Annotated in this window: 24 protein-coding genes; 12 read left to right on the forward strand and 12 right to left on the reverse strand. The window is 61.1% G+C overall.

The genetic code is table 11. From position 1 onward, the window contains the following. The first annotated feature begins 81 nt into the window (after positions 1-81). Genes J2X53_RS20610 through J2X53_RS20625 form a run of 4 tightly spaced genes read left to right on the forward strand, consistent with a single transcriptional unit; the run spans position 82 to position 3770 of the window. Entirely contained in the window at positions 82-867 is a 786-nt protein-coding gene (locus J2X53_RS20610; protein ID WP_349039381.1) for an ABC transporter ATP-binding protein, read from the forward strand. Further along, the gene (locus J2X53_RS20615; RefSeq protein ID WP_349039382.1) at positions 860-1843 is read left to right on the forward strand and encodes an iron ABC transporter permease; all 984 of its coding nucleotides are present in this window, start codon (positions 860-862) and stop codon (positions 1841-1843) included. The genes J2X53_RS20610 and J2X53_RS20615 overlap by 8 nt, the downstream gene beginning before the upstream one ends. After that, complete coding sequence (locus J2X53_RS20620; protein ID WP_349039383.1) at positions 1840-2838, forward strand: iron ABC transporter permease; 999 nt, start codon at positions 1840-1842, stop codon at positions 2836-2838. Before J2X53_RS20615 ends, J2X53_RS20620 begins: the two co-directional genes overlap by 4 nt. Next, positions 2835-3770 (forward strand): ABC transporter substrate-binding protein, encoded by a 936-nt coding sequence (locus J2X53_RS20625; protein WP_349039384.1) that lies wholly within the window; start codon positions 2835-2837, stop codon positions 3768-3770. Before J2X53_RS20620 ends, J2X53_RS20625 begins: the two co-directional genes overlap by 4 nt. Here the strand turns inward: J2X53_RS20625 and J2X53_RS20630 are convergent. Then, positions 3758-4645: a sucrase ferredoxin gene (locus J2X53_RS20630; protein WP_349039385.1), complete on the reverse strand. Its 888-nt coding sequence runs from the start codon at positions 4643-4645 to the stop codon at positions 3758-3760. The genes J2X53_RS20625 and J2X53_RS20630 overlap by 13 nt on opposite strands. 528 nt (positions 4646-5173) lie before the next feature. Between J2X53_RS20630 and J2X53_RS20635 the strand changes: the two genes are divergently transcribed. The 4 genes from J2X53_RS20635 (at position 5174) to J2X53_RS20650 (ending at position 9919) form a co-directional block, all read left to right on the forward strand. Then, positions 5174-6688 (forward strand): hypothetical protein, encoded by a 1515-nt coding sequence (locus J2X53_RS20635; protein ID WP_349039386.1) that lies wholly within the window; start codon positions 5174-5176, stop codon positions 6686-6688. A gap of 213 nt (positions 6689-6901) precedes the next feature. After that, positions 6902-7774: an SGNH/GDSL hydrolase family protein gene (locus tag J2X53_RS20640; RefSeq protein ID WP_349039387.1), complete on the forward strand. Its 873-nt coding sequence runs from the start codon at positions 6902-6904 to the stop codon at positions 7772-7774. Next, positions 7771-9612, forward strand: a complete 1842-nt coding sequence (locus tag J2X53_RS20645) for a carbamoyltransferase N-terminal domain-containing protein (protein ID WP_349039388.1) — start codon at positions 7771-7773, stop codon at positions 9610-9612. Before J2X53_RS20640 ends, J2X53_RS20645 begins: the two co-directional genes overlap by 4 nt. Next, entirely contained in the window at positions 9599-9919 is a 321-nt protein-coding gene (locus tag J2X53_RS20650) for a hypothetical protein (protein ID WP_349039389.1), read from the forward strand. Before J2X53_RS20645 ends, J2X53_RS20650 begins: the two co-directional genes overlap by 14 nt. A gap of 71 nt (positions 9920-9990) precedes the next feature. Here the strand turns inward: J2X53_RS20650 and J2X53_RS20655 are convergent, their stop codons facing one another. From J2X53_RS20655 to J2X53_RS20665, 3 genes are all read right to left on the reverse strand, one after another. Beyond that, positions 9991-10602 (reverse strand): tail fiber protein, encoded by a 612-nt coding sequence (locus J2X53_RS20655; RefSeq protein ID WP_349039390.1) that lies wholly within the window; start codon positions 10600-10602, stop codon positions 9991-9993. Between the two features lie 60 nt (positions 10603-10662). Then, on the reverse strand, positions 10663-11283 hold the full coding sequence (locus J2X53_RS20660; RefSeq protein WP_349039391.1) for a tail fiber protein: 621 nt from the start codon (positions 11281-11283) through the stop codon (positions 10663-10665). A gap of 85 nt (positions 11284-11368) precedes the next feature. Then, positions 11369-11989, reverse strand: a complete 621-nt coding sequence (locus J2X53_RS20665; protein WP_349039392.1) for a tail fiber protein — start codon at positions 11987-11989, stop codon at positions 11369-11371. Between the two features lie 269 nt (positions 11990-12258). Here J2X53_RS20665 and J2X53_RS20670 point away from each other — a divergent pair, with 269 nt between their 5' ends. The 3 genes from J2X53_RS20670 to J2X53_RS20680 are packed head-to-tail and all read left to right on the forward strand — an operon-like array spanning position 12259 to position 14746. After that, complete coding sequence (locus J2X53_RS20670; protein ID WP_349039393.1) at positions 12259-12954, forward strand: sulfotransferase; 696 nt, start codon at positions 12259-12261, stop codon at positions 12952-12954. Next, positions 12951-13838 (forward strand): glycosyltransferase family A protein, encoded by an 888-nt coding sequence (locus J2X53_RS20675; RefSeq protein WP_349039394.1) that lies wholly within the window; start codon positions 12951-12953, stop codon positions 13836-13838. Before J2X53_RS20670 ends, J2X53_RS20675 begins: the two co-directional genes overlap by 4 nt. A gap of 5 nt (positions 13839-13843) precedes the next feature. Continuing rightward, positions 13844-14746 (forward strand): sulfotransferase, encoded by a 903-nt coding sequence (locus tag J2X53_RS20680; RefSeq protein WP_349039395.1) that lies wholly within the window; start codon positions 13844-13846, stop codon positions 14744-14746. Here J2X53_RS20680 and J2X53_RS20685 read toward each other — a convergent pair. The 4 genes from J2X53_RS20685 to J2X53_RS20700 form a co-directional block, all read right to left on the reverse strand. Further along, positions 14698-15762 carry a hypothetical protein gene (locus J2X53_RS20685; protein WP_349039396.1) on the reverse strand — a complete coding sequence of 355 codons (1065 nt, stop codon included), beginning with the start codon at positions 15760-15762 and terminating at the stop codon, positions 14698-14700. The genes J2X53_RS20680 and J2X53_RS20685 overlap by 49 nt on opposite strands. After that, the gene (locus J2X53_RS20690) at positions 15759-16496 is read right to left on the reverse strand and encodes a hypothetical protein (protein ID WP_349039397.1); all 738 of its coding nucleotides are present in this window, start codon (positions 16494-16496) and stop codon (positions 15759-15761) included. The genes J2X53_RS20685 and J2X53_RS20690 overlap by 4 nt, the downstream gene beginning before the upstream one ends. Positions 16497-16891: 395 nt before the next feature. After that, a complete protein-coding gene (locus J2X53_RS20695; protein ID WP_349039398.1) occupies positions 16892-17731 on the reverse strand; it encodes a tryptophan 2,3-dioxygenase family protein in 840 nt (279 codons plus the stop codon). 212 nt (positions 17732-17943) lie between these two features. Next, positions 17944-19443, reverse strand: coding sequence for an MFS transporter (locus J2X53_RS20700; protein ID WP_349039399.1), 1500 nt, complete (start codon positions 19441-19443; stop codon positions 17944-17946). Positions 19444-19493: 50 nt separating this feature from the next. Between J2X53_RS20700 and J2X53_RS20705 the strand changes: the two genes are divergently transcribed. After that, complete coding sequence (locus J2X53_RS20705; RefSeq protein WP_349039400.1) at positions 19494-20057, forward strand: TetR/AcrR family transcriptional regulator; 564 nt, start codon at positions 19494-19496, stop codon at positions 20055-20057. 380 nt (positions 20058-20437) lie between these two features. Here J2X53_RS20705 and J2X53_RS20710 read toward each other — a convergent pair whose 3' ends face one another. Genes J2X53_RS20710 through J2X53_RS20725 form a run of 4 tightly spaced genes read right to left on the reverse strand, consistent with a single transcriptional unit; the run spans position 20438 to position 23481 of the window. After that, on the reverse strand, positions 20438-22042 hold the full coding sequence (locus tag J2X53_RS20710) for an ATP-dependent acyl-CoA ligase (RefSeq protein WP_349039401.1): 1605 nt from the start codon (positions 22040-22042) through the stop codon (positions 20438-20440). Between the two features lie 16 nt (positions 22043-22058). Continuing rightward, entirely contained in the window at positions 22059-22310 is a 252-nt protein-coding gene (locus J2X53_RS20715; RefSeq protein WP_349039402.1) for a hypothetical protein, read from the reverse strand. 42 nt (positions 22311-22352) lie between these two features. Then, positions 22353-22778, reverse strand: coding sequence for an organic hydroperoxide resistance protein (locus tag J2X53_RS20720; RefSeq protein WP_349039403.1), 426 nt, complete (start codon positions 22776-22778; stop codon positions 22353-22355). A gap of 13 nt (positions 22779-22791) precedes the next feature. Then, positions 22792-23481 carry an EthD family reductase gene (locus tag J2X53_RS20725; RefSeq protein WP_349039404.1) on the reverse strand — a complete coding sequence of 230 codons (690 nt, stop codon included), beginning with the start codon at positions 23479-23481 and terminating at the stop codon, positions 22792-22794. Positions 23482-23516: the final 35 nt, after the last annotated feature.

Below are 23516 nucleotides of genomic sequence, written 5' to 3' on the forward strand. Positions count from 1 at the left end.
GCCGGGCCGAGGTGTCTTGTGGGCACTGACCTGCTATGCGCAGGGAAAAGATAACCCTGTGAAGAGCGGAGCAGGACGATAATGCTGGCAATTCAGGGCCTGACAGCCTCTCGCGGCGGGGTGCAAGTGTTGCGCGATGTGGATCTGACCATCGCGCCGGGCAGGTTCACCGCCCTGATAGGACCGAACGGTTCGGGAAAATCCACGCTGATGGCGGCGATGGCGGGCATGCTGCCGGTTGACAGTGGCCGTCTGCTGCTGGACGGCAAACCGCTTGCCGCGCTGTCCCGGCGCGGCATGGCACAAGCGCTGTCGTTTCTGCCGCAACACCTGAACGCGCCTGCCGGCCTGACCCTGCGCGAACTGGTGGTTCAGGGCCGCTTTCCCTGGCGTGGCTGGCTGAGCGCATGGTCGCCGCGCGATGAAGCGGCGGTTGAAAAGGCGGTCAGCCTCAGCCGGGTTGGTGCGTTGATGGACCGCCCGCTGGCCAGCCTGTCCGGGGGCCAGCTGCAACGCGCATGGATCGCGATGACGCTGGCGCAAGATACGCCGGTGATTCTGCTGGATGAGCCCACGACGTTTCTGGATGTGGCCAGCCAGCTGAGTCTGCTGGATCTGCTGTCGCAGCTGCGCGATGACGGGCGCACGATTGTGGCCATCCTGCATGATCTGAATCAGGCGGCGCGCTATGCCGATGATCTGGTGATGATGCGCGACGGGCGGGTGGTGGCGCAGGGACCGTCCGGTACGATTTTCACCACCGCCAATCTGGAGCAGGTGTTTTCGATCCGCGCCCATATGGTCACATCGCCTGCGACGGGGGAGCAGATCTGTGTGGCATCATCGGCGGGGGATGTGGATGCCTGATCCGCTGCGGCTGTCGGGGTTTGTGCTGATCGCCGGGGTGCTGATTCTGGCGGCGCTGCTGCACCTGCGGTTTGGGGCCAGCCCGCTGGGCTGGCATGTGGTCTGGCAGGCACTGACCGCGTGGTCCCCCGATGATGCCGCGCATAACATCGTGACTGAGATGCGGCTGCCGCGGCTTTACAGCGCCATGGCGGTGGGCGCGGCGCTTGGGCTGGCGGGGGCGCTGATGCAGGGTGTCACCGGCAACCCGCTGGCCGATCCCGGACTGCTGGGCGTGAACAGCGGGGCTGCGTTTTTCGTGGTGGCGGGGCTGTTGGTGCTGCCGGGCGGCACGCTTGCCATGGTGCCATGGCTGGCCTTTGCAGGCGCGATAACGGCGGCCGCCGTGGTGATCCTGAACAGCGGCAGCACCGCCGCGCCTGCGCGGCTGATCCTGTCCGGCGTCATGGTGGGCGCGCTGTTCAGCGCGCTGACCACCAGCATCCTGTTGCTGGATCAGCAAGGGCTGGAGACGCTGCGGCGCTGGCTGGTCGGATCGCTGGCGTTTGAGACGTCCGGAATGCGCCGCATGGTGCTGCCGTTTCTGGCGCTTGCGGCGGGGATTGCGATTCTGAACATCCCAGGCCTGAACCTGTACCGTCTGGGTGAGCAGAGCGCCGGTCTGATGGGGCTGAATGTCAGGCGGTTCCGGCTGACCAGCCTGCTGGCAGTGGTGCTTCTGGCGGGGTCTTCGGTGGCCATCGCCGGGCCGATCGGCTTTGTCGGGCTGGTGGCACCGCATCTGGCGCGGTTGGTGTTTGGCCCGGATTTCCGGCTGCTGGTGCCCGCATCGCCGCTGATCGGCGCGGTTCTGCTGGTGCTGGGTGATATCGTTGCGCGTGTCGTGGTACGCCCGCTGGAACTGAACACCGGCATCGTCACCGCCATCATCGGCGCGCCCGTCTTCATCTTTCTTGTGTTGCAGAGGGTGAAATGAGCGGGCGGTACAACCGGCTTCTCCTGGGGTTTTCAGCACTGGCCCTGACCGGCCTTGCGGTGTTTGCACTGACGCTGGGCAGCTATCCGCTGCGCATGGCGGATCTTGCCCTGCTGGCCGCTGATGATGGCGGGGACACGATGGCCGCAAGCATTCTGGCCGACATCAGGCTGCCGCGCATTCTGCTGGCCGTGCTGTGTGGTATGGCAATGGCGCTGTCGGGTGTGGTGCTGCAGACCCTGACCCGCAATCCGCTGGCCGCGCCCGGCCTTGTCGGGGTCGAGGCCGGGGCGGGGCTGACCGTGCTGGTGGCGATGATCCTGTGGCCCACCGGGCTGCCGGTTGTGTTTTATCCGCTGGCCGCGCTGTTGGGCGGGGTGGCGGTGGCGCTGGTCATCGCCGGGCTGGCGTGGCGACAGGGCATTTCGGCGCTGCGGCTTTTGCTGGTGGGTGTGGGAATGACCGCGATTCTGGCGGCGTTTTCCGACCTGCTGATCACCTATGGCCGGATCGAACGGGTGGAGTCTGCCCTGCTGTGGCTGTCGGGCAGCCTGCACCGGGCCGACTGGTCGCAGGTCCGGTCACAGGCGCTGTGGCTGCTGGCGGCGGGCGTGCCGGTTCTGCTGCTGTACCGCCAGTTCAACCTGTTCCAGCTGGGCGAAGCCGTGGCGGGCAGCCGGGGGCTGGACACATGGCGTTTCCAGATCGTCGCGCTGTTTTTCAGCGTGATGCTGACCGCATCTGCCGTGGCCAATGTCGGCACCATGAGTTTTGTCGGCCTGCTTGCCCCCCATGCCGCGCGGTTGCTGGTGGGGGAGCGGCAAGGCGTTTTGCTACCGCTCGCGGCGATGATCGGCGCGGGGATCGTCCTGTTGGGCGATACCGTGGGGCGCACGGCTGTTGCCCCGTTGCAGATCCCGGCCGGAATGGTCGTCGCGATCATCGGCGCGCCCTACGTTCTGTTTCTTTTGTCCCGCAAAGGGGGTACGACATGACAATCCGGGCGGGGCTGATCTTTCTGTTCGCGACATTCGGGCTTTGCCACGCGGCACTGGCCGAAGACGCGCCGACCCGCATGTTTACCAATAATTTCGGCACGCTGGAGGTGCCGGTCAACCCGCGCTGCGTGGTCTCGCTCCATGATTTCAGCGTGACCAGCCAGTTGCTGGAACTGGGCGTCACGCCTTGCGGCTCTGCCGGGCGCAAGCGGCTTTGGGCCGATACCCTGTATCGTGGCAGTTCCGGGCGCTATGATACCTCTGCCATCCGCTATATCGGCACCCATCAGGCCCCCGATATCGAGACGATTGCGGCGCTGAAGCCTGATCTGATCCTTGGCCTGTCCTATCACGAGCCGCTGCGGGACAAGCTGTCGCTGGTCGCGCCGGTCGTGCTGTTGCCCGTGCGCGAAAAGGACATTCGCAGCTATGCGGCAGAGCTGGCGGATCTGACCAACCGCCGCGCCCGGTTTGAAGAGCTGGCGAACGAGTATGACACTCTGGTCGAGGGGTTCCGGCGCAGAGTGCCTGATGCGGCGAAAATCACCATCACGCCGATGGAAATTTACCGCGACAGTTTTCGCATCATCGGGCGGGGCGGGATTGAACAGGTGATCGCCGATTTTGGTCTTGGCCATGTTCCGGCGGTCGAGGGAAGTTCACAGGATATTCCCTATAGTCTTGAACGGCTTTCGGATTTTGACAGTGATTTCATCATAGATACCTATGAGGCCTCGCTGGATGAAGAGGCCGAGACCCGCGTCTTTCGCACGACCCGACAATGGCAGTCCCTGTTTGCCGTGCGCAACCGTCAGTTCCTGTACCTGAACCGCAGCCGCTATGGCGAGACGCTGGGGGGGCTGATCGGATCGGCCACGCTGCTGTTTTCCCACATCGGCGAACGCGAAGTGCTGCGTCAGGCGGACTGACTGGCCAGCGGCTTTATGGAGGCAAGGCACCAGCGCGGGGTTTGTTCCGCTGCGACGTCTGCGCTGATGGTGCGGCAGCGGGTGTTGACGGCAAAGCTTTCCAGCTGCAGCCGGATGTGCAGGCGCAGGGCTGCAATTGTCGCGATGAACTCCACGCTGTCCGCCATGTCGGGCGAGACCTGCTCCAGCGTCACGCTTGCGGATTTGCCAGCATAGGACCGGGCGGCATGGTCCGCCACCTGCGCCGCCGAATCCAGCAGCGGATCGCCGCGCCAAGCGGGCAGATAGGGCTGGTGCGATTGCAGCGCCGTCAGAAAATCCGGCACCTGGTCGGGGGTCAGGCGGCCATAGCGCGCGCGATCAGGCAAGACCAGAAGCGAAGCGGCAAAACGGCAGCCGCCGATATGCGTCGATTGCAGCACGCGGAACACTTGTGGGTCGGCCACCGCCCGCAACGCTTTCCAGGTTGCAAAGCCGTACAGCGCGCAGCAAGGGTCCATCTTGCCGTCGGTGCAGCACATAATGGTCAGGCGGTCATCAATGGCGGTCAGGCCGGGGTCCGCCAGCGGCTCGCCCCGGCTGAGCCGCAAAAGTGCGGTCGCAGCCGCCTCTGGTGTCGCTTCTGGCAGAGTTTCAGTGCCGCAGCTGAGCGCGATATTGTCGCCATCGACCAGCGCCACATGAATGCCCGCTTCGCCAGCGGCAATGATCGCAGAGGACAGGTCAGGGGGCATGTGGCGCGCGTTGATCCGTGGTACCCGCCAGTCGGCGCGCGGCCAGTGCAGCAGCGCATAGCGCGCCATGACGGCACCCGTGCCCACCAACGGCTCACCGCGTGCAATGCAAAGATCCCGGCAGAAGGTGTAAGCAGCCATATCGGGACAGACCCTATGCCAGAAGGTCCCAGATGATCAAGAGGTTGCATGGTGCTGTGCCCCCCGGGCCTGTAAGATCGGATAAGATCGGAGCAGAGCGCTGAACATGTCCCGAACTGCAAAACGCTTCTCGCGAAGAATGGTGAAACGCTCGGTCAAAACGGGCTTACACTTGGACTTGCCCGGTTTTTATGGAGAACGTTTGGCTCACGTCCCGGGCCTTTCGATCAAAGGCAACGGGGCTCTGGAAGCCGCGCGATGAATGTTTGCACCGTCGTTCTGGTCCGCATTAGGTGGGCTTGCGATAACGATTACGTGACTCTCGCCATGGGTGTGTGATATCAGCGCGCTATCGTCAAGGTTTATCTGCCCCTGTCTTGCTTTGTATCGTTTTGCGCTGTTCATGAGGGACCATAGATGAAAATTTCACGCGAAAAGTTCTGCCTTTTATTTCTTGTCGCGACTTTAGTTTCTCCAATCGGTGCCCTCGCGCAGACTGCGCCTGCCACTCCGAACGGATTGCAGAAAATGATGCTGTTTCGCAGCTTTGTGCAGGATGATTCCGCCTGTGAGGTTGGCGTCACTGACGGTCAGGCCGCGATCCTTGGCGCAAATGCAGGATCGGCGGCGGCAACATGCCCGGATGCCTTTGCCTGGATCCAGTTTGGCGAAGCCATCAGCCAGGAATGGTGGAACTGGGGGATTGACCAGACCATATGGCCCAATGCCCCCTTGCCGCTTTGCACGGCGACTGTGACAACCGGGTGCTGTGATCCCAATGCCCCGATTGATCCTGCTGCCGCACCCAGTGCCAATTGTCCCGTGTATCGCGCGGATTATACCGTGCCCAGCCCCTTGCCCGCGATTCCCAATGGGATGCCCGGCGGATCTGCGATCAACCACCGGGGCATGCTGCTGGACGACCAGATCGACCCCGGCCGCCTGTTGCGCGATCTGGAACTGGAACTGGTGTTCCGCAACAAGCCGATGATCGACTATATCTACCGGAACGATCTGTATACCCGCGAAGGCTTTGGCGCGCGTAACCGCGCCCAGAATGCCGCGCTCAATGCTGGCAACATCGCAGGGGCGCACGCGCTGGAGGTCCGGTTCCCGGTCGATGCGGTCATGGTGAAAGCGGATTTCCTGCATCAGGACATCATGCTGGACCAAGAACTGATTTCGGCCACAGCGCCCGATGGCACCGCAATCGACCCACCCAATAACCCCGCCTATCCCTATCTGACTGTCTGGATCGAGGGCGATGGCAGCACCGGCAGCGTGCCGGGGTATTATTACATGGTCGCCATGACCAATGCCTCAAAGGATCTGCCGGTCTGGCACTGGTACGCGATGGAGCATGTGGCGAACCGGGGGCGCTGCGATTACATCGGCTGCAATGACAGTTACGGCTATCAGGCCAATGGCACGGCGCAGGCTGGTGCCGATTTCGGGCCAAGCTACATTCCCCCGATGATGGAGCTGAACAATGACAAGACCTCGGGGGATGACCCTCTGTTCGTGACCGGGCAGGTCTACGATCCGGCCAGCACGGGCGAGCAGATCACGCAGTCTCTGGCGGACATGTTCTCTGTCCTTGGCATTGCCACGGCCCCGGTGGACAGCGATCCCCGGGTGATCTCGGGGGATGATCCTGCCTGGCTGAATTACCGGCTCAAGGGCACGCAAACCACCTTCAACACGGCGGGCGGGGTGCCGACAGGGACCGGTGCGACGGTCACCGAAGGCGGCTTTGTCAACACGGCCTCCTGCATCACCTGCCATTCTCAGGCCTCGGTCGATGCCAATGGCGCATCGGGTATGCAGGGCGTGGGGGCGTCCTGGCGGCCCAGTGTGCTTGGCTATGCCGAAGTGGTCATGGGCACCCCGCTGATGTCGTGGTTCTATCAGAACGGCGGCCCATCAGTGTCGGCTACCCAGATTGATTTCGTCTGGGGCATCCTGAACGCCCAATGCGTGGCGGCAGGGGCCAATGGGGACTGCGCCAGCTATCCGGACGCGCCGACCATCATCCCCCGCTGAACACGGTCTTAAAACCTGTGGTGATCCTGCGCAGGCAAAGGGCCGGGCCACCGCGTATCAAGGCTATCGCCAAGCAGACGACGATGGTTTAGCTTGGCCCCAAGGCCACGCTCATCAGGGATGACCGCGAGCCGCAGACCGGACCTACGCCGGTCTGCGGGGTGCCCCGTCCCAACGAACGTATTGCAGGTCAACAGCTTAGGTAATCGCCTGATGTCGCCTTCTCCAACAATCGTCAGCAAGCCCAGACTGTTGTTCCGCCCCGACCCGGTCCTCGGCTGGTCCTTGTCGCCGGGCCATGCGGTGCGGGTCGGGTTCCGCCAGAATGTTCTGCAGCACATCAATCCGCAGGGCTGGCGCACCGTCGCGGCCCCCGAAACCGGCGACGGCCCGCGCATTGCGTTTTACGGATGCTCCTTCACCTATGGCACTGGCCTGAACGATGACGAAACCTACACCAGCCTTGTGCAGCGCAGCAGGCCATCGGTCAGGGTTCTGAACCGCGGCATTGGCGGGCACGGGTCAGTGCAAAACTTCCTGCAATTTCGCCGCGATCTCTCCGCGCGCGCAGTGGACGCCGCCGTATTCGGCATCATCAGCGACCACCGTTTTCGCAACATCGCGCATCCCCAGCGGATGCGGCAATATCTGGCCCCCGAATGGTACAAACTGGGGGTCGAGCACGTGCCAGTCGCGCGGCTGGACGCATCGGGCAAGGTGCGCGTCGTCTATCTGCCGATCTGGCAACCCGTGATCCGCGACGCGGAGTTTCAGGCGTTTCTGCCGGATGACTTTATGCTCAACGCCGCCAGTTTCGCTGTCTTCGACCTGATCGTCAGCGTGGCAAAGGCGGCAGGCATCCCGGTTACCTTTGTGCTGCTGGATGAACTTGACCGCCCTTTCAACGCAGGTGTGATGGAGAGATTTCCTCAAACCACCGACATCTCGACACCCTACGACACGGACCATACCTTTATGCCACGCGACATCCATCCCAACGTCCGGGCCAATGAGCTGTTTGCCGAACGCCTTTTGCCGATTGTGGATGGCCTGTGCGATGCCGCTTTGACCCGGCCCGTGCAATGACCGGCCACCCCTATGTTCTGGGCATTTCGGCCTATTTTCACGATTCCGCCGCAGCGCTGGTATCCGGCGACACGATTCTGGCCGCAGCACAAGAAGAGCGGTTTACCCGGATCAAGGCAGACTGGCGCTTTCCGGATCAGGCGATCCAGTATTGCCTGTCTCAGCTTCCCGCTGGCGCCACTCTGGATCAGGTGGCCTTTTACGAAGATCCCGGCCTGAAAACGCTGCGCATTCTGGAAAATGCACGCACCAAGGCCCCATCCGGCGCGCGGCTCTGGCCGCAGATGGTCGAGACGCTGCGGACCTTGACGACTGATCTGCCCCACCGCTTGCTCCGCATCGCAGGCGATCCGGCAAAGATCACCTTTGTGCCGCATCATTTGTCGCACGCGGCCTCGGCCTTTTACCCCTCCCCGTTTTCGGACGCCGCGGTTCTGGTTCTGGACGGGGTGGGCGAGGATGCCACCACAACGCTGTGGTCCGGCTCGGCCAATGGGCTGACCCTGCTGGATCAGATCCGCTTTCCGCATTCGCTTGGGCTGTTTTACAGCGCCTTTACGCAATACTGCGGCTTCAAGGTCAATTCCGGCGAGTACAAGCTGATGGGGCTGGCCCCCTTTGGGGTGCCGCAGTATCGGGATCTGATTTTAAAAGAACTGATCAGCCTGCAACCCGACGGGTCGTTTACGCTCAACATGGCGTATTTTGAGTTCGACAAGGGGCTGAGCACCGTCTCCCCCCTGTTCGAGATGCTGTTTGGCCAACCCTGCCGACGCGACGATGCGCCAATGACGCCGTTCCATATGAATGTCGCCGCCTCCGCTCAGGCGGTGCTGGAAGAGGCTGTCCTCGCCCTCGCCCGCACGGCGTTGAACAAAAGCAGTTCCGGCAACCTGTGTCTGGCAGGCGGCGTCGCGCTCAATTGTGTGGCAAACAGCAGGCTGCACCGCGACCTGTCCGGGCTGACCGGTCTTTGGATTCAACCCAGCGCGGGGGACGCGGGCGGGGCACTGGGCGCCGCCTTGCAGGTGGCGCGGGCCAATGCACAGCCATCTGCGCGCACCGGTAAAAACGATCAGATGCGCGGCAGCTTTCTGGGCCCTGATTTTCCGGATGATGCGATCCGGGAGGCCCTGGTCAAGGCGGACCTGCGCTTTGAACAGATCGAAGATCCGGCGACCTATGCCAGCCTCGTCGCCGACAGCCTGAGCGACGGTCAGATCGTTGGCCACTTTCACGGCCGCATGGAGTTCGGGCCGCGCGCCTTGGGCAACAGGTCCATTCTGGCCGATCCGCGCGGCAAGGCGACCCTGAGCCGGGTCAACCAGTCGATCAAGTTTCGCGAGGACTGGCGCCCGTTTGCGCCCATCGTCCTTGCCAATATGGCCGCGACCTATTTCGAAGAGCCCAGCAAAAGCCCCTATATGTTGCTGGTTGCCGATCTGAAGCCAGAGTATCGCGGCCCGCAAACCATTGCTGATGCCCGCGCCGCCGGTCAGCACGCGCCGATGCAGTTGCAAGGCACCGTCACCAGTCAGTTCGCGGCCGTTATCCATGTCGATTTCAGTGCGCGCCTGCAGACGATTGACCCCGAAAACGGCGAGAGGTCTGGCCAGATCCTGTCCGCCTTCCATCAGAAAACCGGCTGCCCGATGTTGCTGAACACCTCTTTCAACGTCCGGGGCGAGCCGATCATCTGCAGCCCGCAAAATGCCATCGACTGTTTCCTGAACACCCATCTCGATCTGCTGGCGATCGGAAGTTTCATTGTCAGAAAATCCGACCAGGCCGAGTGGGTCAGCCGCAAAGTGGGAAGGATGCGATTTGCAACCGATTGATCACGCACGATTTCTGGAGCGCCTGTTTACCCTGCTCGTTGCGGCCAAAGCTGATCCGGAGAGCGGGGGGACTACCGTCCCGCCCGCCACAGCGCAGGGCCAATCCTGCCGTACCTTTGCGGAAGTGTATGGCGATGACCAAAGGTTGCTGATCAGCCTGGCAAATGCAGTGCGGGCCAACGGCGATATCGGCATGGTAAATCTGCTGGTGGCGCTGGAAATCGCTTTGTCAGACGGCACGCTTGATCTGGCTGCATCGGACAAGCCGGCCCAGCGGTTGCTGGGCTATGTTTATCCCGTCGTCTGACAGGATCTCACCCTCCCGGAGGATCAGGCCACGGCGCAACATCTGTCGCGCCGTGGATTTATGCGGCTGACTCAGGGTCGTGACGGAAAGAGCCCTTCGTAAGCGATGCAATGTCGCATCACGACATAGGGGTCCAGAACCGGAAACGCCTGACCGTTCCCGGTCGGGCTGATCATCGAAGGCGACATTGTGATGTTTGCCGGCTGGTCGGAGTAAATGGTCTCCTGACCGACCCCCCCAGCAGGTGCCGCAGCCAGCAACTTGTTCCCGGGGCCGGGCAGGTTTCCGTCTGCGTTGGTGGCATTGACTGTATGGCTGTGCGCAGCCATCTGGGTCGCGTTCAGTGCGACGGTCTCCTGGCCGCTTGACTGCCCCAGAAAGACATTTGTGCCATCCGCTCCGATGGGCGCACGGCCTTGCAGATTGGGAAGGGCAAATGTCACCTGCCCGTCGCCACCATAGGTGGTGCCGATCAGGGCAAACAGAGCGGTGTACTGCGCGATCGAGACCAACTGGCCATTTGTATCAAACGTGCCCTCCGGGCAGAAGTTGTAGGGCACGCGCAGGATCTCGCCGATAAAGGGCAGGTCTCCAGCTGCGGCTCGCTCCGGGACCGCCGAAAGAGCCAGGGAAAGGGCAATCGCGGGCAGGGCAAGCACGGTGACCTTGGGGGTGTGTGTCATCAAATTCTCCGACATCCAAACGGGGTTTAGGCGCAAAGGCCAGGTCGCAGGCGCAGGCACTCATGGCCGGGAGGGAAAGATACCGAACTGCGCAATGCAATGCGTCAACCCAAGCGTCGGGTCCTGCGTGTTGAAGGGGGCATTGCTGCCCGACGGCGCAATCATGCTGGGGTTCATCGTCACTGTTGCCGCTGCCGTGGAATAGATCGTTTCATTGCCGGTGCCGCCGGTGGGTGCGGCAGCAAGAAGCTTGCCTCCGGGTCCGGGTTTGTCGCCATCCAGGTTGTTGGCGTTCACCGCATGGCTGTGCGTCGGCATGGTATTCACGGTCATCGTCTGCGTCGCAGATCCCGAAACCTGACCCAGCGCAACCGTCGGCAGACCCGGCCCGGTTCCGGGGCCAATCAGAACCCGTCCCCGCATGTCCGGGATTGCAAAGTTCGATATGCCATTGCCACCATATGTTGTGCCGTACAGCGAGAACAGCGCCTGGTTCTGCGCGATGCTGAGCAGGCTGCCATCCGCACGCAGGAAGTTGCGCGGACAAAAGTCAAAGGCCACCAACATGACCTCACCGATAAAGGGCTCATCCGCAGCCCGTGCCGATTGCGGCGCGACCGCCGTACCGATCAGGGTCAGGGCACACAGGCCGGCCTTTCCCATTGCGTTAGCAAATCTCATGACTGTCTCCGTAAATTGATATTGCATGTGTCTGGCCGTGCCATGGGGCGTCGGGCTGTTCACAAGGGCTGAGGCAAAAGCATCTTCAGGGTCGGGAGGGGAAAATCCCTTGGGTCGCGATGCAGGTGGTGATGGCCAGAGATGGATCAGTCACACTGATCGGCTGGCCAGCCCCTGCAGGGCTGATCATGGCCGCAGACATCGCGACACTTGCAGGCTGGTCAGAGTAGATTGTCTCCGACCCGGTTCCACTCGGTGGCGCAGCCGCCAGCAGCTTGCCACCAGGACCCGGCTTGTCGCCATCCAGGTTGTTCGCGTTCACCAGATGGGTGTGCGGCGGCAGATTGTTTGTTGTCAGCGAAACGGCCAGCTGCCCGCCAATATCGCCCATCTGTCTCGGGCTCAGGCCAGAACCTGTCCCTTGGTTCATCATGCTCCGGCCTTGCGTGTCGATGAGCTGGAAAGTTTGCACCCCGTTGCCACCATAGGTTGTACCCATCAGCGAAAACAACGCGACGTTTTGCTGGATCGAAAGAACCTGACCCTGGGTTGGAAGCCACCCATTCGGGCAGAAGCTAAACCCGAACACACGGATTTCGCCGACATAAGGTGTATCCGCAAAGGCGGGAACCGCAGCAGAGACCAACGACAACAAGACGGCAGTTCTGAAAGTTCGCATAGCCAGTTTACGGCAAAAGGCAGCCATTGCAATTCTCCTGACGGTTGTGTTCAATAATCTGTGATCGAACTATCTGATGAAAAAACACCGAATGCAAAAGGTATCATTGACACTTTCTTAAAGTCTTCCGGAGTGGGAAAAAAAGCACACGTCTGGGTTGTTCTCTAATTTAAGCGGGAAGCCGACACAAAAGCAGAATATCCTGCCTCTGCATCTGAATTGCGCCAATCCCGCCCAGGGCCGCTTTCTGACCTTGCGCCTTGACTTACACGTCCAGACAAATGAGACACGCGTTTATGAAACCCAGACCACTGCTGATCCTTGGTATGCACCGCAGCGGCACCAGCTGTCTTACGGGACAGTTGGAAGAAGCCGGTGTCTGGCTGGGCGAAGTGCACCGCAGTTCTGTGCATAACGCCAAAGGCAACCGCGAGAATCCTGAAATCATGGCGCTGAATGAAGCGGTTCTCGTTGACAATGGCAGCAGATGGAACCAGCCGCCCGATGGGCCTGTACACTGGGCCACCGCCCGACTGGCCGAGCGCGACCGCATTCTGGCTGCTTATCCGTCAGACCGGGTCTGGGGGTTCAAAGACCCCCGCACCCTGTTTACTCTTGATGCCTGGCGCGACGCACTACCGGATGCGCGGTTTGTAGGCACCATCCGGCATCCTCTTGCGGTTGCCCGTTCGCTAAACGCACGCAGCAGAATGCCGGTTGAAATGGGGTTTGCGCTTTGGACCCGTTACAACGCCCGACTGCTCCGGATCGCACAACGCGAAGAATGTCCGATCCTGTCCTTTGATGTTCCGGCACCGCATTACATTGCCGCGACTGTCAGACTGATTGAAAGTCTTGGTCTCGCTTTTCCCTCGACCAATCAGGTCTTTTTTGACGAAAGCCTGCGTCATCAGGCAGCCGACAGTGACATTGAACTTCCCCGCGATGTTGCCACACTTTATGCCGCACTCTGTGAACGGGTGGCACCATGAAATTGTCTGTCATCGTGATCATGCACAATATGCAGCGCGAGGCGGCACGTACCCTTTTCAGTCTCAGTCGCGCCTATCAGCAGAACGTCGCGGAGGACGATTATGAGATCATTGCCATCGACAACGGCTCGTCCCAGCCTGTTGATACCAAATCCCTGTCGTCCCTGACGCCAAATATAAGATATCACTTCCACGAAACCTCATCTGTCTCACCTGTGGAGGCCGTGAATCTTGGTGCCCAAATGGCCACAGGCGATGCGATCGCGGTGATTGTTGACGGCGCGCGTATGGCGTCGCCCGGCCTTCTGTGTCGTTCATTAGACGCGTTGCATCTGTACCCGGGTGCCTTTGTCTGCGCCCTTTCATGGCACTTGGGCCCCGACATTCAGCCGATCACCATTCAGAACGGTTACAACCAGAGCCAAGAGGATGCCATGCTTGCTGATATCCATTGGCAAGACAACGGCTACCGACTGTTTGATGTTTCCACACTGGCTCCGTCATCTGGTATGGGTTTCCTGAATGGATTTCCAACCGAATGCAGCTGGTTCTGCATATCTCGCAGTACCTTTCTGTCCATGGGCGGGTTCAACCCTGCCTTTCAAACGCCCGGCGGCGGGCAATGCAACCATGACTTTCGAAATCGCGCCCTGCATCTGCCGGGCGTGGTTCCAATCGCGCTGCTGGGTGAGGGCGTATTCCATCAGGTTCATGGGGGGGTCGCGACAAATGCGCGTCCTGACAATCAACCACACGCTCTTTTTTATGCAGAGCATCAACGGATCAAGGGTGAGAAACTGGCTCACTTTCAGCCGGCCGGAACACTTTATCTTGGCACGATGCACGCCTCGGCCCGCCGTTTCATTCTGCCGCGGAAAGCTTGATGCAAATGTCAGATCGAACCATGGCTGCCTGTACGCCGCTTGTGGCCATCGGAGGGTTGGGAGGAAGTGGCACACGGGTCTTTGCGGCACTTATGCAGTCGGCAGGGGTCGATATTGGCCAATGCCTTAATCAGGCCCTCGATAATCTGTGGTTCACGGTTCTGTTCAAGCGGCCAGAATGGACAAGGCTTCCCGCAGCCCAGTTCCCAGCCTCAGAGGATGTTGCAACTGCGGTTCGCCTGTTTCATCGCGCGATGGTCTCCGGCCTGGCGGACTGGACCAACGCGCCGGATCAGCAGCTGTTGCAAAAGCTGAAATCCTGCCTGCCGCCTCAGGGAAACTGGCAAAGCGGGGCGTGCGCTGATCACGCAGGCAGCCTTATAACCAGTCTGCCCCCAACCGACGGCGCCCTTCGGGTATGGGGTTGGAAAGAGCCCAATACCCATGTCTTCCTGCCACACCTTAACCGCCATTTTCCGGCTCTGCGTTATATTCACATTGTGCGGAATGGGTTGGATATGGCGTTCAGTGGAAGCTCCTGGCAAGTACGCCATTGGGGCCAGTTGTATGACATGCCCTATCGGCCTGAACTACCCTTGCCGCAGCAACAATTGCGGTATTGGAGTGCGGCCAACAAGAAAGTAATCGCCTATGGCGCTACACATATGCAGGGACGGTTTCTGACCGTTCATTATGAGGATTTTTGTGACCGGCCCCAGGCGCAATGGGTGCGAATTCAGAAATTTCTTGGACTGTCCGGTGAAGAGCCTTTGCCTTCGGGCTTGGTGCGGCCAACTACGATCGGTCGAAGCAGCGCGCGCGATCTGTCGGTCTTTTCACAGCTGGATCTGGCGGACGCTCAAGGCGTCCAGAACCTGGTCGAGAGCGAAGGCAACGTATCCTGTTGACCAACGTCTGTTGCGCCCGGGCGCCTGCATGGTTCAGCCGGAAACTTTTGTTGCGGTCGCGCCGCAGCTTTGATCTGGTCCCACCAATATGCCAGCCCAAGCCGTTCCAACGTCTGCCCGCGCAGTACAAGCGGGTCCTGATACGGTGCAAAGCTTTCACGCCAGGCCGAAAGCTTTGCAGGCGACAGGCTTTCACTATGCCAATCGTCGACAAAGGCCACCGGCAGTTGAGCATAGGCCTTGTAGGTGCCGGTCTTGCGGACAATCGGGATCGCGCCAGACAGGATCGCCTGCCACGCCTTGGGAGAGGGATCAAGTCCGCCACCCTCGGCGCAAAGAACAAAGGCGTGGGACCGCATAAGGGCCAGAAACTCGGGCTCGGGCAGTTCGCCGTCCGGAACGGTGCAGAAATCGGCCCAGTCGTTGGCGGCCCGCTCCGTCACCGCGCGGCGCAGCTCCCATTGTGCGCCGTTCCGTACCCGGTGACCGCACAGCACCTTCAACGGGCGGCTGTGCAAGGGCGGGCAGCTGACGGCAGCGAGGGTCTCTGGCACGCCACCCGGATAAACCATCCCGGTGGGCAAGGGCGAGAACCGCGGATCGCTGTCATCCTCGAGGTTTTCGGCAAACCAGCGCAGCAGCAGCGGATGGTCAAGGATCGTTGCAATCATCTGTTGTTCAGCGGCTGTATATGCCCGCCACCGCCGGTCGCACTGCTGCGGCAATGTGCAATCTTCGGACCCTGAGACAAGCACAAATGGCATGTGCAGGTTTGGCAGTACCTCGGTCGCAAAATGGGCCAGCGCAGAAAAAGGGTTGCGAAGCGACAGGAAGATGTGGCGTGGCGCATCCGTTGGCCGGGCGCGATGAAGATGCGTGAACGGGGGGCGCGCGTCACTGAGCAGCACCCAGTCACATTGCGCCGCGATGCCAGTGATGGCATAGGCGTTCGCGCCCTGCAGCTTGGGGAACAGGCGCAGAGACTGGAATATTGGCGGGGTTTCCGGAGCGGTCATCCGCCAGACAATTCAGGGTCCACCCCGAGATCGGCCATAAGGTCCCGGCTGCGCTGCAAGAGGTGCCGATAGATGTCTTGCGCCGCTGCGGGCAAAGCCGCGTCTGGCTGGCTGGAGTTCCGTCGCAGATGCGTTTCAAAAAACGACAACGGAGTCTCGGGTGGTGTCAGGCCAAGCCGCACAGCCAGTCGCCGCAAGACCGCGTTGTAGCACTCTGCCGACCAGTCAAAACACAGCAGCGGCACCTGATGGCTCTCCATGGCCTGAAAAAGCCGCTGGTTGTAAATGGTCCAGAGTTCGACACCTTTCTCGATCTCAAAACCGTTGCGGTCGCGCAATGACTGCGCGACCGCAAGCGGATGCCGGAACGTGCCGACAAGCTTTGGCGCAGGCAGTCCCTGCAGCCATCCCTCCAGAACCAGCAGCGTCCGGGGGTCCTTGAATCCCCAAAGGGCGTGGTCGGAATACTCGGCAATCAGCCGGTCCCGCCAGTCCAGCTGGTCTGCCGACCAGTGGCAAACGCCTTCAGGCGGTCTGTCCCAGGCGGCCCCGTTGGCGGCCAGAACCGCGTTGTTCAAATCCATGATGCTGAGACTCTCGCGGTTTCCCTTTGGATTGGTGTGGCGCTTGCGGTCCACATTTCCCAAGGCGAGGCCCGCCTCTTCGAGGCTGCCTGTGAGGCAGCTTGTGCCACTGCGGTGCATTCCAAGGACGACGACGGTAGAGAATGTCATTTATGCGAACATCATTGCCAACAGAGTTGTATCTGAACCTTGCGCGTCTTCTGACGTGCCTACAAGGGGCAACCGCAAGTACGGTCGCGAGTAGGCCGGTGACCGTCCAGTCAGGAGGGCGCAGAGAATAGCCACGATCGGCACGATAAACATCAGCGAGTCGATCAGATCGCGGGGTGTGACCGGCGGCGGCACCCAAAGCAGGGGAGAAACTGGCCGGCAGAAGAGGCAGACGCCTCGACTCCACCTGTGCAAGCCGCAGTGTAACCGCGCCGCTTCGTCAGGTCATCGTGAAAACCCCGGGGCCGACCATATTGGTCGCCACGCTGCCCCACCTTCAGCCTTTGTCTGGCAAGCGTCCTCGATGTTTTCTGGGCAGAGTCATCCCCATGTCCTTACAGTTCTCCCCTCAGATTCCAGAGCTCGGGAAACAGTTCAACCTCCAGCATGCGCCGCAGATACGAGACGCCCCCTGTGCCGCCGGTGCCCCGCTTGAAGCCGATAACCCGCTCGACGGTCGTCACGTGGTTAAAGCGCCAACGCCGGAAGTAGTCTTCGATATCGACCAGCTTTTCAGCCAGATCATACAGCGTCCAATGCGCCGAAACATCCTGATAGACCCGCTTCCACTGCGCCTGAATCTCGGGAACTGCCTTGTGCGGGCTGTCCAGTTGTGGGGCTGGCATCGCCCGGATATCCCCGTCGAGCGTCTGAAACAGAAACCGGACCGCCTCATCATAAAAGCTGGGCCGGTTCAATTCATCGACCAGCAACTGGCGCAGGTCCGGGCGGTGTTCATGCGGCTTGAGCATGTTGGGGTTGCGGTTTCCCAGGACAAATTCAATCAGCCGGTACTGATGCGACTGAAAGCCCGAAGACGGGCCGAGGGCATCGCGAAACTGGGTATACTCTGCGGGCGTCATGGTGCGCAGGACATCCCAGGCGCTGTTGAGCTGCTCAAAAATCCGCGCAACACGGGCCAGTTGCTTGAACATGGCGGGCGTGTCCCGGCGGATCAGCGACTCGCGCGCTGCACTGAGTTCGAACAGGGCCAGCTTCATCCACAACTCGCTGGTCTGATGCTGGATGATGAACAGCATTTCGTCATGCTTGTCGCTTTGCGGTGCCTGCAGCGACAGGATGCCGTCAAGGCGCAGGTAGTCACCGTAGGACATCGCCCCGGCATAGTTCATCCGTGCCCCTTCAGAGCCGGGATCATAGGCTGACTTGGTCATTGGTTATCCTTCAGTCTGAAGCGCTGAATCCTGCCCGATTCGGTCTTGGGCAATGCGGAGGCACATACCACCGAGCGCGGGTATTTATAGGGTGCAATCACCGCTTTGAGTGTTCCTGCAACCCCTTGACCAGTTCGGGCCACGGCACCGCAGTCGCGGCCGGTTGGCCGCGGCGCAGTTATCAACGGACGGGTTGGAGCGTGGCAAGGAAATTACGCAGGCCGCCTGTTCATCCGGACGACCAAGGCAATGCCGACGGCCAACATGCCCAGTGCGACGGCGAGCACAGCGATAAAAGACGTTTCGAACCCGGCGTTGGCTGCGTTAAGAAGTTGGCCCGACACACCGGCACCAGCGGCCCCGGCATGCTGCAGCGCCTGGTCGATGCCGAGAGCGGACGGCCCGACATCCGCCAACAAGGGGGGTGCTTCGTAAGAGCGGGCATAGACTGCTGCAAGAATGCTGCCGAACACAGTGACACCGATGGCGCCGCCCAACTCGTAGGAGACCTCCTCCACCGAAGCCGCAGTGCTTGTGCTTTCCTTGGGCGTGTTATGAATGATGGACGCCGACGCGGTCGTCATCGTTATCCCCACGCCGGCCCCGACGAGGGCAAGCGCGATGATCTGGATCGGCAGTGAATCGATCGAGAACAGATACAGACACAAGCCCAAGGCGATTGCGCTCATGCCTGCGGGCAGCAGGGTGCGGTCTCCGACCTTCTTTATCAATCGGCCTGTCAAGGGGCCGGCGACAAAGGATGCGAGCGGCAAGGGCAGAAGCTGGATGCCAGCCTCCAACGGCGACAGGCCCATGACCAGTTGAAAGCGCTGCGTCATCGCCAGCGACAGGCCCGTCAGGCAGGCGGCCGCGAACAGGGCGGCGATGACAGCGCTGCTGAACGCCGGATTTGCGAAGACGCGCAGATCCAGCATCGGATGCGTCGCCCGCTGCTGCACCCGAATGAACAGCGCTATGAACGCAATACCGACTACCGATGCGATGATGGCCACGACGAAGGACGGAACGGGCTTGCCGAATTCCTTGATTGCCAACGTTGTCGCGACCAATCCCACCATGATCTGCACAGAGGCTGACAGGCTGAATGGATGGCCCCCTTGCGAGACCTGCTTTCCCACAATGAGCAGGCCCCCGATGAATGCGATCAGAACGATCGGGACATTGATCAGGAACACCGACCCCCACCAGAAGAATTCAAGCAGAATGCCGCCAAGGATAGGACCGAAGGCTGTTCCCCCGGATGCAACGGCGGCCCAGACTCCGATGGCAAAGTTGCGCTCTCCTTCATCCTCGAACGCATAGCGGATGATGGCCAAGGTTGCGGGCATCATCATCGCCGCGCCAACGGCAAGCGCGACGCGGCCTGCGATCAGCACCTCCGGCGTCGGGGCAAAGGCCGCCAGCAGCGATGCAGCACCAAAGACCAGCAGACCGCCAAGAAACATCATCCGCGGGCCGAACCTGTCACCAAGCGCGCCCGAGGCGGGCAGCAGACCCGCAACCGTCAGCGCGTAGGCGTTGACGATCCAAAGCTTTTCGGACGGCGTGGCGCCAAGTTCGGCGGTCAGTCGCGGCAAGGCGGTATAGAGGACTGTCATGTCGATGACGATCAAGAGCAGCGCGCTTGATACCACTGCCAGCACAAGCCAGCGGTTGCCCGAATTCACTTCTATCTCCACTTCGACTTGCATCCGATTCGATATCGATATAATTCCATACGTATGTAATGAAAAGGTGCCGAATGGGGAGACACAAGACTGTCGATCGCAACAACCTTCTCGACCTTGCCGAGGAAATCGTTCGCACTCAGGGCGCCGCTGCACTGACCATAGACTCTCTGGCCAAAGCGGCGGGCATCACCAAGGGGGGGGTCCAGTACACGTTCCCAAGCAAGGTGGCGATGATCGAAGCACTCTGCTCCCGCTGGATGGAAAGCTACGAGACGTTGTTTGCCAAGTTGATAGCGCCCGACCCCTCGCCGGTGGATGTGATTCATGCCCATGTCGGAGCGACCTTCACCGACAACAGCCACGCGCAAGCAAAGGCCGCGAGCATGATGACGGGAATGCTCCAGTCGCCCGAGTTTATCAGTGCCACGCAGAACTGGTATCGGCGGCGGATGCATGCCCTCGATCCCTCCGCGCCGGAGGATCGGCGGGCGCGGCTGGCATTTCTGGCCACCGAAGGGGCATTCTTCCTGCGCTATTTCGGGTTTCTGGACATGACAGATGAGGAATGGACAGCGATCTTTCGAGACATTCGATCGAACTTCACCACGGAGCGTCAGGCGCCTGAGGATAACTGATGGGCCTTCGAGGCATCTGTTTCACAACCGCTGATCTGGTCGCAAAATGCACCAAGACGGGGTCCTGCGACGGTCAGCTTGCCCGCTTTGCAGACCGCCAGGACCAGTATGTGCGGCAGTGATCAACCCGACCGGCGGCGATGGGCCGCAAACCCTGTTCGAGGCGTTGAAGAGACGCGGTGCCGACATTCCAGGAAACGTGGCCAGGCCACAAAGGTCAGATGTCGCGCACCACCCCGCCGTCGGCCCGGGCCAGTTTCGCAAAATGCAGAAACACGTGGCTCTGTCACCCTCTCACTCGATGCAGGGATCTGGCGTGTCTTGCCGATTGCAAAACGGGATAAGCGCTGGCGGCTCGATTGGCCGGGGAACCTCCCGCCTTAGCGTCGGACTTGCACGCCAGCTGCCTCACGGTCCCAAGTGTGGGCCGAAATGCCCTCTTCCCGCAGCTTGAACTTCTGCACCTTGCCATTCGAGGTCTTGGGCAAATCCTGCCGGAACTCAAGGTACCGGGGAATCGCGAAATAGGACATCTTGCCTTCGCAATGACGAATGATGGCTTCGTGGTCCGGATGCGCTTTGTCATGCAGGACAATCGCCGCCATCACTTCGTCCTCGGCCAGGTCAGAGGCGACGGGGTAGACGACAACCTCGGCAATGTCAGGGTGCAGCGCCAGAACCTGTTCGACTTCGTAGGACGAGATGTTTTCGCCCCGACGCCGGATTGCGTCCTTCATCCGGTCTATAAAGCGGTAGTATCCGTCTTCGGAACGGACCATCCGGTCGCCCGTGTGCAACCAGAGGTTCCGCCAGCTTTCCACGGTCTTCTCGGGCATGCCGAAGTACCCCAGCGACATGGAAAACGGCTCGGTCGCGCGGAGCACCAGCTCGCCCGCTTCCCCGTCCGGCACGGGATTGTCGGCATCATCAACGATCAACGCCTCGAACCCGTCGAACAGCTTGCCGACATAGCCAGGCTTCAGGGTCTGCTCTGTCGTGCCGATCACGGCATTGCTTTCGGTCGCGCCATAGGCGTCCAGCAGCACGACGCCGGTCCTGCGGGTGAACGCTTCGGCGGCCGCGGCCGGGACGCCCGGTGCAAGGGCCACGCGGACCTTGTGGCCGCGTTCGTCTTCGGCCTCGGGGCGTGACAGCAGCATCGGAACCATGGCGCCCAAGACATAGGTCACCGTCGCCCCGGATTGCGCCATCGCCGCCCAGAAGCCAGACACGGAAAACCGTTGTTCGACAACCTGATGACCGCCGAACAGCATCGCCTGGAAAAAGCAGTTGAGCGCATTCGTATGAAACAGAGGCAGCGGCGTATGCAGCACGTCGCCGGGGCGAAGGCCAAGCATCCCGCCGGTATAGACGCCCCACCAGTAGAATTGCGCATGCGGGCAGATCACGCCCTTGGAAAGCCCCGTCGTCCCCGAAGTATAAAGGATCGTCAACGGATCAGCCGGGCTGATGTGCGCCGGTTCAGCCTCGAACCCGCCCTCATCCAGGGCGCTGATGTCAATGCCGGGCAGGTCCGGCAGCGCCGTGTCCGATCCGATGACCCAGATCCGTTTCACCGCCAGCTTGTCGAGATCCAGACCATCAAGCACGTCCAGCAGCGCCGCGTCGATGACCAGCAGTCGGGCACTGCAATTGGACAGAATGTGCTGCAACTGGAACCCGCGTGAGGCAGTGTTGATGGGAACCGAAACCGCGCCCAGCCAGCCGCAGCCCAGAAACACCTGCAACAGTTCCGCCCGGTTGCCACAAATGATCGCAACGCGGTCACCCTTGCTGACCCCTGCCCTTGCCAAGGCATCGGCTTGTCGGGCGGTCTTCTGGCGCATCTGGCGGTAGGTGAAACCGGCACTGCCGCAAGAGAAGAGCGGCGCGTCGGGGTACTGGTCTGCGCGGCGCATCAAAATCGTCGGCAGAACCCGTTCTGATGGGTTGAATTCGGCTTTAAGCTCAAGAGCAACGTTCATTTTTGTCTGCTTATCCCTATTGATGCCGCGCAAGGAGACCGCGGAAGTCTGCGATGGCCTGCGTTCCGGCGCGGGCGCAGAAGGCGCCACGATTTGGCGAAAGGTCGTTCAACTGGAACAGGCTGATCTGCAGTTGGGCCTGCAGCAGCGCCACAGCGACCCAATTGACGATCGGAGCCTTGTCGATGCAAAGGCCCCGTTCGCCGCTGATCAGCAGGCCGGGCAGAACGCCCGCCGGTACAATCACATCGCAGCCCGCCGCCACCATCGGCCTTGCGATGTCTTGCAAGGTCGCAATCATCCCGTCGCCCTAGGCGACCGTCAGCTTGACGTCGATATTGCCGCGCGTGGCATTGGAGTAAGGGCATACCGCATGCGCCTCTTCGACAAGCTTGATGGCGGTGTCACGATCCAGATCAGGAAGGGCCACGACCAGCTCTGCGGTCAAGGCATAGCCGCCTTCGATCTGACCGACGCCGATTCTGGCGGTGACCTGAACGTCATCGGGGATCTTGACCTTGGCCTGACGGCCCACAACCTTCAGCGCCCCGATGAAGCAGGCCGAATAGCCCGCCGCAAACAGCTCCTCGGGGTTGGTGCCATCGCCGCCCGGCCCGCCAAGTCCCTTGGGCACGGTCAGGGTCAGGGGAAAGCTGCCATCCGGCCGGTTCGACTTGCCGTCACGGCCCGCGGTGGTGGTCATTTCTGCGGTGTAGAGGATCTTTTCCGGTGTCATCTCGTCTCTCCTGTCAGGCCTTTGCGGCCCGGATTACATTGGTTTTCATGGGATAGTGAAACATCCCCCCCTCATAAGGGGGATAGTCAGCGGTATCTTTGCGCATCTCGTTGCGGATGGGCGAGGCAAGGGCGTTGCGCAGTGCATCCGGGCTGTCAAACAGCACACGGTTGCGTTGCATGTGCGCGGCGCGAGGGAAATCAAGTGCCGAAATCCAGTCGATCCGGGTCAGCATCTCGACCTCGCGGATGCCGGGCAGGCGGCACATCAGCGGGATGTGTCCAGAGCGGTAATGCGCGAGCCAGGCACCGGTATCCTGGGCGGGACCGGGATAATGCACGACATAGGAACACCCCTCTGCCCCCCGGAAGGGCGGCAGATATGACCGGAGTAAAAACGCCTGCTGTGTGGCGCGGGCATCCGCAACACCGGCGGGAAGGGCTGCCCTGAGACCTTGCAGCGCCCCATCCTTGGCGCTTGCGGCCTCCAAGGCTTCGATCGTGTCGAAATCAATCTGCATCCCAAAGACTGGCGTGTTGCCATCCTGCGGGATGCCTGCGGTTTCGGGCAGCGGCTGGTGAACCAGCGCGCGCGTCAGGCCGGGCAAGCGCTGCAGCAGGCGGTAAAGTGACGACAGGTCGCACTCTGGCCCGGTTTCAACCCGCTCGGCGCGGGTCCAGAAGATTTGAAGCGAGATGTTCATGGCTAAACCAACGTCGGCAAAAGCAGCGCACACCG

Source organism: Pseudotabrizicola sp. 4114, from assembly GCF_031457365.1.
Lineage (GTDB): Bacteria > Pseudomonadota > Alphaproteobacteria > Rhodobacterales > Rhodobacteraceae > Pseudotabrizicola.

Coding starts and splice junctions, on each gene's coding strand:
- J2X53_RS20715 (WP_349039402.1), bottom strand. CDS start 22,310: ATGGTGGCGGCGGGCTGCGATGTGATTGTACCGGCGGGCGTTCTGCCC.
- J2X53_RS20680 (WP_349039395.1), top strand. CDS start 13,844: ATGTCAGATCGAACCATGGCTGCCTGTACGCCGCTTGTGGCCATCGGA.
- J2X53_RS20615 (WP_349039382.1), top strand. CDS start 860: ATGCCTGATCCGCTGCGGCTGTCGGGGTTTGTGCTGATCGCCGGGGTG.
- J2X53_RS20700 (WP_349039399.1), bottom strand. CDS start 19,443: ATGCAAGTCGAAGTGGAGATAGAAGTGAATTCGGGCAACCGCTGGCTT.
- J2X53_RS20710 (WP_349039401.1), bottom strand. CDS start 22,042: ATGAACGTTGCTCTTGAGCTTAAAGCCGAATTCAACCCATCAGAACGG.
- J2X53_RS20720 (WP_349039403.1), bottom strand. CDS start 22,778: ATGACACCGGAAAAGATCCTCTACACCGCAGAAATGACCACCACCGCG.
- J2X53_RS20645 (WP_349039388.1), top strand. CDS start 7,771: ATGACCGGCCACCCCTATGTTCTGGGCATTTCGGCCTATTTTCACGAT.
- J2X53_RS20725 (WP_349039404.1), bottom strand. CDS start 23,481: ATGAACATCTCGCTTCAAATCTTCTGGACCCGCGCCGAGCGGGTTGAA.
- J2X53_RS20620 (WP_349039383.1), top strand. CDS start 1,840: ATGAGCGGGCGGTACAACCGGCTTCTCCTGGGGTTTTCAGCACTGGCC.
- J2X53_RS20685 (WP_349039396.1), bottom strand. CDS start 15,762: ATGACCGCTCCGGAAACCCCGCCAATATTCCAGTCTCTGCGCCTGTTC.
- J2X53_RS20660 (WP_349039391.1), bottom strand. CDS start 11,283: ATGAGATTTGCTAACGCAATGGGAAAGGCCGGCCTGTGTGCCCTGACC.
- J2X53_RS20670 (WP_349039393.1), top strand. CDS start 12,259: ATGAAACCCAGACCACTGCTGATCCTTGGTATGCACCGCAGCGGCACC.
- J2X53_RS20640 (WP_349039387.1), top strand. CDS start 6,902: ATGTCGCCTTCTCCAACAATCGTCAGCAAGCCCAGACTGTTGTTCCGC.
- J2X53_RS20705 (WP_349039400.1), top strand. CDS start 19,494: ATGGGGAGACACAAGACTGTCGATCGCAACAACCTTCTCGACCTTGCC.
- J2X53_RS20690 (WP_349039397.1), bottom strand. CDS start 16,496: ATGACATTCTCTACCGTCGTCGTCCTTGGAATGCACCGCAGTGGCACA.
- J2X53_RS20635 (WP_349039386.1), top strand. CDS start 5,174: ATGATGCTGTTTCGCAGCTTTGTGCAGGATGATTCCGCCTGTGAGGTT.
- J2X53_RS20630 (WP_349039385.1), bottom strand. CDS start 4,645: ATGGCTGCTTACACCTTCTGCCGGGATCTTTGCATTGCACGCGGTGAG.
- J2X53_RS20655 (WP_349039390.1), bottom strand. CDS start 10,602: ATGACACACACCCCCAAGGTCACCGTGCTTGCCCTGCCCGCGATTGCC.
- J2X53_RS20675 (WP_349039394.1), top strand. CDS start 12,951: ATGAAATTGTCTGTCATCGTGATCATGCACAATATGCAGCGCGAGGCG.
- J2X53_RS20695 (WP_349039398.1), bottom strand. CDS start 17,731: ATGACCAAGTCAGCCTATGATCCCGGCTCTGAAGGGGCACGGATGAAC.
- J2X53_RS20625 (WP_349039384.1), top strand. CDS start 2,835: ATGACAATCCGGGCGGGGCTGATCTTTCTGTTCGCGACATTCGGGCTT.
- J2X53_RS20665 (WP_349039392.1), bottom strand. CDS start 11,989: ATGGCTGCCTTTTGCCGTAAACTGGCTATGCGAACTTTCAGAACTGCC.
- J2X53_RS20610 (WP_349039381.1), top strand. CDS start 82: ATGCTGGCAATTCAGGGCCTGACAGCCTCTCGCGGCGGGGTGCAAGTG.